Raw genomic sequence first — 14980 nt, 5'->3', positions numbered from 1 at the left:
CCAGCGCGGAACCGTCCAGCGGTGCTCGGCCACGGCGCGACCGAACGGGCAACGAGCGCCCGCCATTCAGGTAACGGTTTGGACCGGAGACATCACATTCCGTCTCCGGCCCCGTCGCACCGTGCGTTGCGTCACAGAACAAGTCGAAAGTTGAAGCAAGAGTTCGTCCGAACGCAGGAATCGTGTCGGCTGGGGCGACTAGAGAGGGGACGACACAGTGTCCGCACAGGCGCATTCCCTTGGGGGACTCGGCGGGGTGTTACGCCGGGATATCGCCAGGCGCACGAGCACCATCTTCACCCCGGTCCGCCCGGAAACCCTGGACAGCGAACTGGACGGGGTGGTGTCGGCGGCCATCGCGGGTGACCGGTACGCGATGTCCTGGCTGCTGGGTTACCTCCGGCCCATCGTGGTCCGCTACTGCCGCACCCGGATCGGCCGCCAGGAACGCTCCTACGCCTCGGCCGACGACGTGGCGCAGGAGGTCTGTCTCGCGGTGCTGACCGCGTTGCCGACCTACCGCTCCCAGGGCCGTCCGTTCCTGGCCTTCGTCTACGGCATCGCCGGGCACAAGGTCGCCGACGCCTACCGGCACGCGGCGCGCAACTTCTCCGAACCGGTGCCGGAGGTGCCGGACACCGTGGTCACCGAGGGCGGGCCGGAGCAGCTGGCGCTCTACCGCGAGCTGTCCGCGGAGATGGGCAAGCTGCTGGACGTGCTGCCGCCCAAGCAGCGGGAGATCCTGGTGCTGCGGGTGGTCGTGGGGCTCTCCGCGGAGGAGACCGCCAGCACGGTCGGGTCCACTCCCGGCGCGGTGCGGGTGGCCCAGCACCGTGCGATCAGCCGGCTGCGCACCCTGCTGACCAGACAAAAGCGCGCGTAGTCCTAGTCTCGGCGGCATGCACGTGCTGCGCGCCGAGATCGACGGACGACCGGCCACGGTCGAGGAGCTGCTGACCACGACCACGGTCAACTACGGCCATTTCACCGGCATGACCGCGGTGGACGGCCGGGTCCGCGGGCTGGACCTGCACCTGGACCGGCTCGGCAACGCGACGAAGTCGCTGTTCGGCACGACTTTGGACACCGACCGGGTGCGCACCCTGTTGCGGCAGGCACTCTCCGGCCTGCCGGGCCCGGTCAACGCCCGGATCAACGTCTTCCCGGCCGAGCTGAGCTGGGGCGGGCTCGGCGATCCGATCGACTCCCGGGTGCTGGTGCTGATCCGCCCGGCCCCCGAGGTCGCCACCGCGCCGCTGCGCACCCGCACCGTCCGCTACTCCCGGGACGCGCCGGAGTTCAAGCACGTGGGCACCTTCGGCCTGTTCCAGCAGCAGCGGCTGGCCCGGCTGGCCGGCTATGCGGACGTGGTCTTCCTGGACGAGCGCGGCAGGCTCAGCGAGGGCTCGATCTGGAACCTGGGCCTGTTCGACGGCGAGCGGATCGTCTGGCCGGAAGCGGACGTGCTGCCCGGCATCGCCTACCAGCTGCTGCGCCGCGGTCTGGCGCAGCTGGGCGTCCCGGAGGCGCTCCGCCCGGTGGAACCAGTCGATCTACCCGGTTTCCGGGCTGCTTTCTTCACCAACGCGACCACCGGCGCACGCGCCCTGAGCTGCGTCGACGAGGTCGAGTTCGCGGTCGACCCGGACCTGATGGACCTGCTGCGACGGGCCTACGAACTCGCTCCCTGGGACCAGGTCTGACCCGTCGATGGATGTCGGTCGATCGCACGAAAAAGTGGAACTCTCACCAGGTTTCGGCCACTAAGGGAAAGGGGCATCCACATCCGCCCCATTCCTACCGAGGGGTCCAACGATGAACCGAAGATCACGGACGTTGGCCGGACTGGTGGCACTGACCACGGTGAGCGCCACGCTGGCGGTGGCGCCGCCCGCCACCGCCGCACCGGCCGGCACGCCGGGCGCCGGGACGCACCACCAGGTCACACTGATCACCGGCGACCGGGTGCGCGCGGGCCAGCGCGCCGACGGGAGCTGGAGCCTGACCGTCGAACCGGTCGCCGACGGCACCGCGTTCGGCTACCAGCAGTTCCCGGTCACCCAGCACGGCCGCACCGACTGGTATCTGGTGCCGAACAAGGCCGATCGCCTCATCGGCGAGGGGCTGCTGGACCGCGAGCTGTTCAACATCACCGGTCTGATCCGGCAGGGCTATGACGACGCGCGCAGCCCGGCGCTGCCGCTGCTGATGCAGTACCCGGAGGCCGCGACCACCCGCCGTGCCGCGGAACTGCCGGGCACGACCGTGCGCCGGGAGCTGCCCAGCCTGAACATGGCCGCGGTGGAGGACCGCAAGTCCAGCACCGCCGAGTTCTGGCGCGAGCTGACCCACCAGGGGCCGGGCACGCTGGCCGGTGGCGCGCGCAAGATCTGGCTCAACGGCAAGGCGAAGGCCAACCTGGACGCCAGCGTGCCGCAGGTCGGCGCGCCCGCGGCCTGGCAGGCCGGGTTCACCGGCAAGGGCACCACGGTCGCCGTGCTGGACACCGGCATCGACGACACGCACCCGGATGTGGCCGGGAAGGTCAAGCACAGCAAGGACTTCAGCGGCAAGGGCAACGTCAAGGACGGCGACGGGCACGGCACGCACGTGGCCGCCACCGCGGTCGGCTCCGGCGCGGCCGAGGGCGGCAAGTTCAAGGGCGTGGCCCCCGAGGCCGACCTGGCCGTGGGCAAGGTGCTCGACGACGGCGGCAGCGGCAGCTTCGCCGACATCATCGCGGGCATGGAGTGGGCTGCGGCCGAGGTCAAGGCCAAGGTCATCAGCATGAGCCTCGGCGGCGGGCCCACGGACGGCTCGGACCCGATGGCGCAGGCGGTGAACACGTTGTCCCGCAAGCACAACACGCTGTTCGTGATCGCCGCGGGCAACTCCGGCGCCCCTGGCACGGTGTCCTCACCGGCCAGCGCGGACCTGGCGCTGACCGTCGGCAGTGTCACCAAGGGCGGCGGCCGGTCCGATTTCTCCAGCCAGGGACCGCGGGTCGGCGACGGCGCGGTGAAGCCGGAGATCGCGGCGCCGGGCAGTGACATCGTGGCCGCGCGGGCGACCGGCACGGCCATGGGCACCCCGGTGAACGAGCGCTACACCAAGGCATCCGGCACCTCGATGGCCACCCCGCACGTCGCGGGCGGCGCGGCGATCCTGGCCCAGCAGCACCCGGACTGGACCGCCGAGCAGATCAAGTCCGCGCTGGTCTCCACCGCGGTTCCGGTGTCCGGCAACGGGGCCTTCACCGTCGGCGGCGGCCGGATGGATCTCGGCAAGGCCGTCGGCGCCCAGGCGCTGGCCAGTCCGAGCGTGGTCAACGCGTTCCTGAAGTGGCCCAGCACCAAGGCCGAGACCCGCACGGTGACCTACACCAACCCGGGCACGACGCCGCTGACGCTGGCCCTCAAGCTGGACCTGGCCGACACCGCGGGCAACCCGGCGCCTGCCGGACTGGCCAAGCTGTCCGCCAACTCGGTGACCGTCCCGGCCGGTGGCAAGGCCGAGGTGAGCGTCACGCTGACCCCGCGTGCGGCCAAGCCCGGCAGCTACGGCGGCGTGCTCACCGCCGCCGACGGCAGCACCACGGTGCGCTCGCTGCTCGGCGCGCACGAGGAGGGCGAGCACTACGACGTCAACGCCAAGGCGATCCGGCAGGACGGCAAGCCCGCCACGGCGCAGGACGGCGACATCACGCTGCTGCGGCAGCAGGACGGCGCGCGCTACTACCTCTCCTTCGCCGGCAGCACCCGTGTGCCGCCGGGCGTCTACAGCGCGATCGCCTCGATCACCACGCCGCGGCCGGGCGCCGACGCCACCATCGCGATGGTGGCCAACCCCGAGGTGAAGATCACCAAGGCGGCGACCGTCTCCTTCGACACCAGGCAGGCCAAGCGGGTCAAGGTCAGCAGTGACCAGCCCGCCGCGCGCAGCGGGTACTGGCTGTCCCAGATGCGGCAGCGGATCAAGGACAACGGGCTGACCTACAGCTTCGGCTGGCTGCTCAACCCCCGTTTCTCCGAGTACTACAGCCATTCCGTCGGGGCCGGCTCGCCCTCCTTCAGCTACGCGGACAACCTCCGCCTGGAGGAGGCCGACCTGGAGCTGTTCACCGAAGGGACGCAACGCCAGGAGATCCCGGTCGGCTGGCTGCGCGGTTCGCCGGATGACCCGATCAGCACCAAGCTGCCCAGCGTGTACGCCGGTGGCGGCACGGTGGAGGAGCTGGCCAAGGTCGAGGCCAAGGGCAAGCTGGTGGTCATCGGTCTGCCCGGCCAGACCACCTTTGACGAGGTGTACCAACGGATCCGCAACATCAAGGCCGCCGGTGGCCTGATCGTCGGGCTCTACGTCACCGACGATCAGCCGTTCCGGGCGGGTGCGCGACTGGCCCAGGAGGAGAACCCGGCGGTGCTGCCCTCGGTGCGGGTCTTCGGCAGTTACGGGCCGAAGTTCGCCGAGTACGCCAAGACCGGCGGGCAGCTCTCGCTGACCACGCGGCGCGGCAGCAAGTACCGCTACGAGCTGTCCTTCCCCTCCCCCGGCAAGGTCCCGGCCAAGGTGGACTACCCGGTCAAGACCGCCGACCTGGCCGCGATCACCATGGCCTACCACGGTTTCAGCGAGACTGAGCCGCCCATCGTGGGGGCCAGTGTGGAGGCCCTCGGCGACCGGCTGAGCACCAACTGGTTCACCCAGGCGGTGGCCTCGGCCGAACGGGTCGAGCACTACACGCCGGGCAACTGGGAGATCAACGTCGGCGGCTGGTACGGCGCCTCCGGCGACCTGGTCGGCAAGGTGAAGCTGGAGGGAGGCAAGTCCTACCGCCAGGAATGGAACAAGGCGGTCAACGGCCCCGCTTTCACCGGCACCACCAGCAACGGCGTCGGCGACAACCACCCGTGGGCCCATTTCAAGGCCGACCTGATCGACGTCACGGTGCCCTGGTGGTCCGACGCGGCAGGCCACCCCAGGCCCGCCGACCCGAGCTGGGGCATCGACAAGGGCACCACCACCCTGTTCGCCGACGGCAAGGAGGTCGCCCGGCACAACGCCCCCGGCCGCGGCATCTTCCTGCGCGAACGCGCCACCCAGTACCGGCTGGAGTCCGATGTCAGCCGGGACGCGCCGTGGTGGACCACCAGCACGAAGATCAACTCGGTGTGGACCTTCGGCATCCCGCGGGTGGAGGCCGGGGCCCTGCCACTGTTCAACGTCCGCTACGCACCCCCGGTGAACCTGCGCAACCTGGCGCCCGGGGACCGGGAGTTCGCCATCCCGGTCACGGTGCCGCGGCAGGACGGCCCGGCCGAGGCGACCAGCCTGACCGTGGACTACTCCGTGGATGACGGCGCCACCTGGCAGCAGGCCAAGGTGGACAAGAGCGCGACCGGCTGGACCGCGACCGTGCGCAACCCGGCCAAGGGCTTCGTGTCCTTGCGGGGCAAGGCATCCGACGGCACGAACTCGGTCGAGCAGACCGTGCTCAAGGCCTACGAGATCGGCTGACCTGACGACGGCGGCGTCCCACCCAGGGATGCCGCCGTCCCAGCCACAACTGCTCCGCCCCGGCCGCAACCACGCCCACCACGGCCGCCATCTCGCCCTGGAGCGCCGCCGTCCGGTCTCAGCTGGTGCCCGGCTGGATTTTCTGCTCGAACAGGTCGGCCATCGCGTTGGCGTTACCCGCCTTGGCCCCGGTCACGTTGACCGCCCCGAACAGCGGCCTGCCCTCCACGGTGAAGACCACCCACCCGGTGCTGTTGTTCACCGCCGCCGAGTAGTGCCCCTTGAGCCCGTTGCCCTGCCACGGCGCCTCGACCTTCTCGCCCTTGCCCGCGAGCTGTTTGGTCATGGCCGCGGCCATGTCGGCGGACTGCTGCGACGGCGCCTGCTGGTAGATCACCTGCACCTGCTGCCCGTCCGCCCCGCTGACGCTGCAACTCACCTGCGCCCCGACCAGCTTCGCGACCTCGGCCGGCACATTGGCCACCCCGGGCCCCTTGGCGCATTTCCCGGTGTCGGCCACGGTTCCGGCGAGCTGCCGCAGACAACTCGTGAAGCCCTTGTCATCAGCCGACCCGACCGACTGGCAGTCCTGCGCGGTAGGCAGATTCGTCCCACCGAACGCGAACACCCCGATCACCACACCGAGCACGACCACCACCGCCGCGGCGATCCCGATCAGCAGCAACTTGTTCTTGTTGCCCTTGCCGACCTTGCCACCACCGGCCGCCTGGGGATAACCGCCACCCTGTGGATAACCGCCCGGGTACTGCTGCTGCTGGGCGTAGCCTTGCTGTTGCCCCGGGTACTGGGACTGGCTCGGCAGTCCGGGGGCCGGGGTGGCCGACTGCGTCACGTGCGAGGACTGGGTGACGTGCGCCGGCTGCGTGCCGTGCCCCGTCTGGGTGTGCCCTGCCTGGGTGTGCCCCGTCTGGTCGAGGTACGCGGTCTGGTCGGGATACCCGGCCTGCCCCGCGTGCTCGCCCTGCGCCGGGTAGCCGGCATGGCCTGGCTGCGCGGCGTACCCGGCAGCGCTGTACCCGGACTGCGCCCCGTGCTCGGCCTGGGCGCTGTACCCAGACTGCGCCGGGTGTTCAGCGTGCGTGCCGTATCCGGCCTGCGCGGCGTGTTCAGCGTGCGCGCCTAGTCCGGCCTGCGCGGCATGCTCGCCGTACCCGGTCTGACCCGCGTGCTCGCCCTGCGTGCCGTGCGCGGCGTATCCGGCCGCCGCGGCCTGCCCGGCCTGCGCGCCCGACGCCGTCTGCACGCCCGAGCCCGTCTGCAGGCCCTGGGCCGTCGCGGACGGCACGTCCTGGGTGCGCAGCGGGTTGTCGTCCTGCGGCACGTGGTACGCGCCCATGGCCACCGCGGTCTCGGGCTGGTCGAGACTGACCGGCACCACCCGCAGCCGGTCCGCGATGAGCTGTGCCACCAGCGGGATCCGGCTCGACCCGCCGACCAGGAAGATCCCGGCGAGCTGCTCCGGCGACATGCCCGCGCGCTGGATGGTCTGGGACAGCACGTCCACGCTGCGCAGCAGGCTGGGGCGGATCAGCGCTTCCAGCTCGGTGCGGGTGACCAGGACGTCGGAGAACTCCTCCGGCATCGGCACCTCGGTCTGCGGGTGCCGGGAGAGGGCTTCCTTGGCCTCGCGCACGTCCTCGAGCAGGGTGCGGCGGGCCCGGCGGTCCGCGGTGGACTCCGGGCGCAGCAGTCGCTGCCAGCGGCCGGGGTCGCGGAAGGACACCTCCCGGCCGACGTGGATGAGCAGCGCGTGGTCGACGTCCAGGCCGCCCAGGTCCGGCAGGCCGTCCTCGGCGAGCACGGTGAACCCGGTCGGCGTGACCCCGACGACGGCGACGTCGAAGGTGCCCGCGCCCAGGTCGTAGACGGCCAGCGCCTGCCCGGGGTTGAGTTCGCGATCCGGGAAGGAGGCGAAGTGCGCGGCCGCGGCCACCGGCTCCGGCACGAGCACCAGGTTGGGCCCGAGCCCGGCCAGCCGCGCCGCGGAGACCAGGGCGTTGCGCCGCACCGTGCCCCACTGCGCGGGGTGGGTCAGCCGCACCTCGTCCGGCAGCACGCCGTTGAGCTGCCGAGCGGTCTCCTTGGCGACCCGCTCCAGCACCGCGGCCAGCGCGTCGGTGACGGTGATGACGTTGGTGCCCAGCAGCAACGTGGTCTCGTCGATGCGCCGCTTCGGGTTCGGCTCGAACCGCGACGGGTCCAGCCGCGCCTGCCGTTCGGCGTCCCGGCCGACCAGCAGGGTGCCGTCCTCGTTGGCGTAGACCGCCGAGGGCATAGTCGCGGAACCGTCCACCTCGATGACCCGCGGCGGCAGGCCGTGTGCGGACAGCACCGCCACGGTGTTGGACGTGCCCAGGTCAACGGACAGGACGCGCACAGCTCTCCCCTCGCTTTCCTTCAGCGGAGGCTGATGCTGCCATGTCCGAACGGAGCAACGCGGGCGGATCCCCTAATTGAGGGCGATTGATTGTCGCTAGTCCCCGCGCGGCTTGGCCCGGACGTGCATCCGCTCCCCCTGCGGACCGAACAGGCTGAGGATCTCCACCGGGGCCTCCCCGGTGCTGCCGAACCAGTGCGGCAACCGGGTGTCGAACTCGGCGGCCTCCCCGACCTTGAGGATCACGTCGTGCTCGGCCAGCACCAGCCGGAGCTTCCCGGCGAGCACGTACAGCCACTCGTATCCCTCGTGCGTGCGCGGGTCTGGCCTGTTCTTGGTGGTTCCGATGACCATCTTGTACGCCTGCAACCCGCCCGGCTGCTGGGTTAGCGGCACCACGACCGAGTCACCGTGCCGGACCGGCTTGAGCCGCACCCGTGGGTCCCCCACCGGTGGCGCCCCGACCAGCTCGTCCAGCGGCACCTGGTGCGCGTGCGCGATCGGCAGCAACAGCTCCAGGCTCGGTTTGCGCTGACCCGACTCCAGCCGGGACAGCGTGCTCACCGAGATGCCGGTGGTCTCCGACAACGCGACCAGCGTGCAGTTGTGCTGCTGGCGGATCCGTTTCAGCCGAGGTCCGACCTCGGCGAGCACCTCATCCATACTCATATTGCAGAAACAGCAAAGAAGTTTGTCAATATTCCTCACCCGGGTGCATGGTCGGGTCATGACCGACATCGACTGGGCCGCAATGGCCGACCTGCTCGAACGCGAGGCCGAGACCAACTTCCCGTACGTCGAGCAGGCGCTGGCCGAGCTGAGCCACCTGACCCCGCGGCGCATCCTGGACATCGGCAGCGGCCCGGGTGTGGCCGCCTGCCAGCTCGCCGCGGCCTTCCCACAGGCCGAGGTCACCGCCGTCGACGGCAGCCCCGAACTGCTGGACCGCGCCGAACTGCGTGCCAAACGCCTCGGCGTCACCCTGCGCACCCAGGTAGCCGAGTTCCCGGCAGGCCTCGCCGACCTGGACCACGCTGACCTGGTGTGGTCCGGCCAGGTCGTGCACCACGTGGGCGACCAGCAGGACGCGCTCCACCGCCTGACCGCGTTGCTCAACCCGGGCGGCGTGCTGGCCATCGTCGAAGGCGGCCTACCGACCCGCTGTCTGCCACGCGACCTGGGCTTCGGCCGCCCTGGCCTGGCCACCCGACTGGACGCGGCGACAACCGACCGCTTCAACCGGATGCGCGCGGACCTGCCCGGCACGGTCCCCGTGGTCGAGGACTGGAAAACTCTCCTCGCCAACACGGGCCTCACCGAAGTCCGCAGCAAGACCTTCCTGATCGACCACCCCTCTCCATTGTCAGAACCACACCGCCAATCCATCCGCCGAACCCTCGAACGCCAGCGCCACGGCTTCGCCGAGGACCTCGCCCCCGACGACCTGGCCACCCTGGACCGCCTGCTCGACCCCAAGGACCCAGCAGGCGTCGACCAGCGACAGGACCTGTTCTTCCTGTCCGCCAAGACCGTCCACTACGGCACCAAGCCCTAGCCGGCACCACACCCCAGACCTCAGCCGGTCAGGTACGTCCAGCCCAGCGGCGAGCCGGGGCGCACGGGACACCCCGCGCACTCCGGCAACCGCCGGACATCCCGGCAGCCACCAGCCACTCGGGCAGTCGCCGGGCAGCCCAGCAGCCACTCCGGCGGCTGCCAAGCACACCGGCAACCCACCGCCACACCAGCAACCGCCTGACGCTCCGGCAGTCCCCGAAGCACCGCGAGCCTCCGGCCACGCCAACAACCACAAGTCACACCGACGGCCCAACAACACCGCTCTCGCCAGCTCTCGCCGAGCGCTCCGGCAACCGCCAGGCCAGCGGCGAGGACCACGCGGCCCGAGCCGCCGTCACAGTCTCCACACCACCCGCCCAACCGATGCCCGGACATCCCGGCCACCAGCGCACTCAGCTCAACCAGAACGCCCACACCAGTCCTCAACCGGCCAGCCATCGACCGTGCCGGGCCATATGCTGCCCAGGTGATGTGGACGATCCTGAGCGCGATCACGGCAGTGATCACCCTCGTCCTGGTGCTCACCGACAACAGCACCCTTGCCCTCGGTGTCGCCCTGCTGGGCCTGGTCGTGGCCAGCTACGGCTCGAACCGGGACAAAGCCCGGCGCGAACAGCAGTTCCGCGACCAGTTCCACTCCGCGGCCCGAATCCGCGAAACCCACGATCTCAGCCACATCCGCCTGCTCCGTGACGACTCCGAGATCGTCGCGGTCCGGGCGGTGCGCCGGGAATTCCCGGGCATCTCACTCTCGGACGCCGTGGGCCTGGTGCGCAACCTGTAGTCCGCCGCCCTGTGGATAACTCCGCCCCGCCCCGGGCCCTGTGGATAACCGATTAGGCCGAATGTCGGGGTGCGGGGTGAGGATGGGTGCCATGGCCGACCTGCCGATGTTCTCCCCCGCCACCAGGGACTGGTTCCGGGGCGCCTTCGCCGAGCCCACCGCGGCCCAGCTGGGTGCCTGGCTTGCCATTGCCGCGGGCCGGCATGCCCTGGTCGTGGCGCCCACCGGGTCCGGCAAGACCCTTGCCGCCTTCCTGTGGGCGCTGGACCGGCTGGCCACCGAACCACCACCCGAGGACCCGCGCGGCCGCTGCCGTGTCCTCTACATCTCCCCGCTGAAGGCGCTGGCCGTGGACGTCGAGCGCAACCTGCGCGGGCCGCTCGCGGGCATCCGCCAGGCCAGCCACCGGCTTGACCTGCCCGAACCGGCGATCACGGTCGGCATGCGCACCGGCGACACCCCGGCCGAGGAACGCCGCGCCTTCGGCCGGAAGCCGCCGGACGTGCTGGTCACCACGCCCGAATCGCTGTTCCTGCTGCTCACCTCGGCGGCCAGGGACTCCCTGCGCGGGGTGCACACGGTGATCGTGGACGAGGTGCACGCGATGGCGGGCGGCAAACGCGGGGCGCACCTCGCGCTGTCCCTGGAACGCCTGGACGAACTCCTCAGTGCGCCCGCGCAGCGGATCGGACTGTCCGCGACGGTGCGGCCGATCGAGGAGGTCAGCGCGTTCCTCGCCGGTGGCCGCCCGGTCGAGGTGGTGCAGCCCAAGACACCCAAGACGATCGAGGTCAGGGTGGAGGTGCCGGTCGAGGACATGTCCACCCTCGGCGAGCCGACCGGCGAGGTCAGCGGATCGGCCGCGGGGGCGGAGAAACGCACCTCGATCTGGCCCGCGGTGGAGGAGCGGGTGCTGCGGCTGGTCCGCGCCCACCGGTCCACCATCGTCTTCGCCAACTCGCGCCGGCTGGCCGAACGCCTGACCGCCCGCCTCAACGAACTCGCCACCGAACCCGACGACCGGATCGATCTCGACCACTTCCCGGCCGAGGCGATCGGCCAGTCCGGGCTGAGCACCGGCGCGCACCCGGTGATCGCGCGGGCGCACCACGGCTCCATGTCCCGGGAACAGCGCACCCTGGTCGAGGAAGAACTGAAATCCGGGGTGCTGCCCTGTGTGGTGGCCACCTCCTCACTGGAGCTGGGCATCGACATGGGCGCGGTCGACCTGGTGGTCCAGGTCGAGGCGCCGCCGTCGGTGGCGGCCGGGCTGCAACGGGTCGGCCGGGCCGGGCACCAGGTCGGCGCGGTGTCCAAGGGCGTGGTGTTCCCCAAGTTCCGCGGTGATCTGGTGGCCTGCGCGGTGGTGGCCGAACGCATGACCGAAGGCGCCATCGAGGCCGTCCGCTACCCGCGCAATCCGCTGGATGTGCTGGCCCAGCACATCGTGGCCATGGTCGCCCTCGAACCCAAGACCGTCACCGAGGTGGCCGCGCTGGTCCGCCGGGCCGCGCCGTTCGCCGCACTGCCCGACTCGGCGCTGAACGCGGTGCTGGACATGCTCGCCGGGCGCTACCCCAGTGAGGACTTCGGCGAACTGCGCGCCCGGATCACCTGGGACCGGATCACCGGCGAACTACGCGGCCGCCCCGGCGCGCAACGGCTCGCGGTCACCTCCGGCGGCACCATCCCCGACCGCGGCCTGTTCACCGTCATGACCCCGGCCGGCGCCGAGGGCGCTGGCTCGCGGGTCGGGGAACTGGACGAGGAGATGGTCTACGAGTCCAGGGTCGGCGACACTTTCCTGCTCGGCACCTCCGCCTGGCGGGTCGAGGACATCACCCACGATCGGGTGATCGTCACCCCGGCGCCCGGCCAGCCCGCGCGGATGCCGTTCTGGAAGGGCGATTCCCCTGGCCGTCCGCTCGAACTCGGCCGGGCGCTGGGCAGGTTCGTCCGCGAAGTGTCCACAATGGACGAACCGGCGGCCAGGGCGCGGGTGCGCGCGGCCGGGCTGGACGAGTGGGCGGCGGACAACCTGCTGAGCTACCTCGCCGAACAGCGGGCCGCCACCCGGCACGTGCCCAGTGACCGGTCCATCGTGGTCGAGCGGTTCCGGGACGAGCTGGGCGACTGGCGACTGGTGGTGCACTCGCCGTTCGGCGCCAGGGTCAACGGGCCGTGGGCGCTGGCGGTGGCCGCCCGGCTGCGCGAGCGGCGTGGGCTGGAGGCGCAGGTCGCGCACTCCGACGACGGCATCGTGCTGCGACTGCCGGACGCCTGGGACAGTGACGGCGGCGAGGTGCTGCCCACCGCCGAGGACGTGCTGCTCGACCCGGAGGAGGTCGAGCAGGTCGTGGTCGCCGAACTGGGCTCCTCCGCGTTGTTCGCCGCCCGGTTCCGGGAATGCGCCGCCCGGTCCTTGCTGCTGCCCCGTCGCGATCCGGCCCGGCGGGTGCCGTTGTGGCAACAGCGCCAGCGGTCCGCCCAGTTGCTGGCCGTGGCCGCGCGCTACGAGCAGTTCCCGGTGGTGCTGGAGGCCATGCGCGAGTGCGTCCAGGACGTCTACGACCTACCGGGGCTGCGCGCGCTCATGACCGAGGTGCGCGCCCGCAAGGTCAAGGTGGTCGAGGTCGAGACCCCGTCGCCCTCGCCGTTCGCGCGCAGCCTGCTGTTCGGCTATGTCGGCATGTTCCTCTACGAGACCGACGCGCCGCTGGCCGAACGGCGTGCGGCCGCGCTGTCCCTGGACAGCACCCTGCTCGCCGAACTGCTTGGCGCGGAGGCGATCCGCGAACTGCTCGACCCCGAGGTGCTCGCCGAGATCGAACAACAACTGCAACGCCTCAGCCCGGATCGCCGGGTGCGGAACCTGGAGGGCGCGGCCGACCTGCTGCGCTTCCTCGGCGACCTGTCCACCGAGGAGGCCGCCGCCCGCGGTGTGCAGCCGGACTGGCTCGCGGAACTGGCCGCGACCCGCCGGGCCATCCAGGTGCGCATCGCCGGGGAGCAGCGCTGGCTGGCCATCGAGGACGCCGGCCGGGTCCGGGACGCGCTGGGCGCGGCCCTGCCGGTGGGTGTGCCCGAGGTGTTCACCGAACCGGTGCCCGACCCAGTCGGTGACCTGCTGTCCCGCTACGCCCGCACCCGCGGTCCGTTCACCGCGGCCGACGCGGCCACCCGCTTCGGCCTCGGCGTCGCCGTGGTCACCGCGGTGCTGGAACGCCAGACCGGGCTGGGCCGCCTGGTCAAGGGTGAACTGCGCCCCTTGCCCGAGGCGCACGTGCCGGCAGGCGGGCTGGAGTACTGCGACGCCGAGGTGCTGCGCCGCCTGCGCCGGGCCAGCCTGGCGCGGCTGCGCGCCGAGGTCGAACCGGTGGAACCCGCGGCCCTGGGCCGGTTCCTGCCGTCCTGGCACGGCGTCTCCCGGCGGATGCGGTTCGCGCCCACCGAGGACGACGTGCTGGCCGTGGTGGAACAGCTCGCGGGCGCGCCACTGCCCGCCAGCGCGCTGGAGTCGCTGATCCTGCCCGCCCGGCTGCCCGGCTACTCCCCCGCGCTGCTCGACCAGCTCACCGCCAGTGGCGAGGTCACCTGGACCGGCAGTGGCGCACTGGCCGGTGGCGACGGCTGGGTTGTGCTGGCGCCGACCGAGGTCGCCGACCTGCTGCTGCCCGATCCCGAGGACGATCCGCCCGCCACACCACTGCACACCGCCCTGCTGTCCACTTTGGACGGTGGTGCGCTGTTCTTCCGGCAGCTCGCCGGCCGGGCCGGGGAAATCCTGCTGGCCCAGGCGGAACCGGCCCCCGACGACCAGGCGGTGCTGGCCGGGTTGTGGGAGCTGGTGTGGGCCGGGCTGGTCAGCAACGACACGCTGACCCCGTTGCGGGCCTTGGTCTCCGGTCGCGGAGCCACGCACAAACCCCGGGCGAGCGCGCCCCGCGGCCGGTACGCCCGGCTGCGTGCGGCCCGCCCGGCCATGCCCAGCCGCAGCGGCCCGCCCACCGCGGCCGGGCGGTGGACCCTGGTGCCGCCCAGGGCGATCGACCCGACCCGGCGGGCGCACGCGCGGGCCGAGGCCTTCCTGGAACGACACGGAGTGCTCACCAGGGGCGCGCTGGACACTGAGCGGGTGACCGGCGGATTCAGCGGGGTGTACCGGGTGTTGCGGGCCATGGAGGAGTCCGGGCAGGTGGTCCGCGGGTACGTGGTGGAAGGGCTGGGCGCGGCCCAGTTCGCGGTGCGCGGCGCGGTGGATCAGTTACGCGCCAACTCCCGCGGCGCGGAGCCCTTACCCGAGCAGCCCAGGGCGGTGGTGCTGGCCGCCGCCGACCCGGCCCAGCCCTACGGCGCGGCGCTGGCCTGGCCCGCGGCGCTCGGCGACACCAAACACCGGCCCGGCCGCAAGGCGGGCGCGCTCGCGGTGCTGGTGGACGGGGTGCCGACGCTGTACGTCGAGCGCGGCGGCCGGTCGTTGCTGTCCTTCACCGAGGAGGACGGCGCGTTGCGGGCGGGCGCGTCCGCGCTGGCCCAGGCGGTGCACGACGGCTGGCTCGGGCAGCTCGCGGTGCAGCGCGCCGACGGCGAGGCCGCGCTCACCTCGCACCTGGCCGACGTGCTCCGCGAGGCCGGTTTCCGCGCCACACCGAAAGGACTGCGGCTACGAGCCTGAAAATCTGAAATCCGCCCGTCGATCGGCG

The 14980-nt window shown here is 71.7% G+C and carries 8 protein-coding genes; 6 read left to right on the top strand and 2 right to left on the bottom strand.

Annotation, left to right across the window (positions count from 1 at the left end):
- Positions 1-292 precede the first annotated feature (292 nt).
- The 3 genes from MZC64_RS20280 to MZC64_RS20270 all read left to right on the top strand — a co-directional run bounded on the left by MZC64_RS20280 (position 293) and on the right by MZC64_RS20270 (position 5517).
- On the top strand, positions 293-883 hold the full coding sequence (locus MZC64_RS20280) for a sigma-70 family RNA polymerase sigma factor (RefSeq protein ID WP_247758908.1): 591 nt from the start codon (positions 293-295) through the stop codon (positions 881-883).
- A 16-nt stretch (positions 884-899) separates the two neighbouring features.
- The gene (locus MZC64_RS20275; protein WP_247758791.1) at positions 900-1703 is read left to right on the top strand and encodes an aminotransferase class IV; all 804 of its coding nucleotides are present in this window, start codon (positions 900-902) and stop codon (positions 1701-1703) included.
- Positions 1704-1815: 112 nt separating this feature from the next.
- A complete protein-coding gene (locus MZC64_RS20270) occupies positions 1816-5517 on the top strand; it encodes a S8 family serine peptidase (RefSeq protein ID WP_247758792.1) in 3702 nt (1233 codons plus the stop codon).
- Between the two features lie 118 nt (positions 5518-5635).
- Here MZC64_RS20270 and MZC64_RS20265 read toward each other — a convergent pair whose 3' ends face one another.
- Together MZC64_RS20265 and MZC64_RS20260 are read right to left on the bottom strand one after the other, a co-directional pair.
- Positions 5636-7915 carry an Hsp70 family protein gene (locus MZC64_RS20265; protein WP_247758793.1) on the bottom strand — a complete coding sequence of 760 codons (2280 nt, stop codon included), beginning with the start codon at positions 7913-7915 and terminating at the stop codon, positions 5636-5638.
- Between the two features lie 96 nt (positions 7916-8011).
- Positions 8012-8578, bottom strand: coding sequence for a helix-turn-helix domain-containing protein (locus MZC64_RS20260; protein ID WP_247758794.1), 567 nt, complete (start codon positions 8576-8578; stop codon positions 8012-8014).
- Between the two features lie 64 nt (positions 8579-8642).
- On the opposite strand from MZC64_RS20260, the gene MZC64_RS20255 reads away from it, so the two are divergent.
- The 3 genes from MZC64_RS20255 (at position 8643) to MZC64_RS20245 (ending at position 14952) form a co-directional block, all read left to right on the top strand.
- Positions 8643-9470, top strand: a complete 828-nt coding sequence (locus MZC64_RS20255) for a trans-aconitate 2-methyltransferase (RefSeq protein ID WP_247758795.1) — start codon at positions 8643-8645, stop codon at positions 9468-9470.
- A 489-nt stretch (positions 9471-9959) separates the two neighbouring features.
- Entirely contained in the window at positions 9960-10277 is a 318-nt protein-coding gene (locus tag MZC64_RS20250; RefSeq protein ID WP_247758796.1) for a hypothetical protein, read from the top strand.
- Positions 10278-10368: 91 nt separating this feature from the next.
- A complete protein-coding gene (locus MZC64_RS20245) occupies positions 10369-14952 on the top strand; it encodes an ATP-dependent helicase (protein ID WP_247758797.1) in 4584 nt (1527 codons plus the stop codon).
- Positions 14953-14980: the final 28 nt, after the last annotated feature.

Origin of the sequence: Crossiella sp. S99.2, assembly GCF_023094165.1 — a bacterium.
In the GTDB taxonomy this organism is placed as follows: domain Bacteria; phylum Actinomycetota; class Actinomycetes; order Mycobacteriales; family Pseudonocardiaceae; genus Crossiella.
Note: the sequence above shows the minus strand (reverse complement) of the source record. Positions and strands in the feature narration are given on the sequence as shown.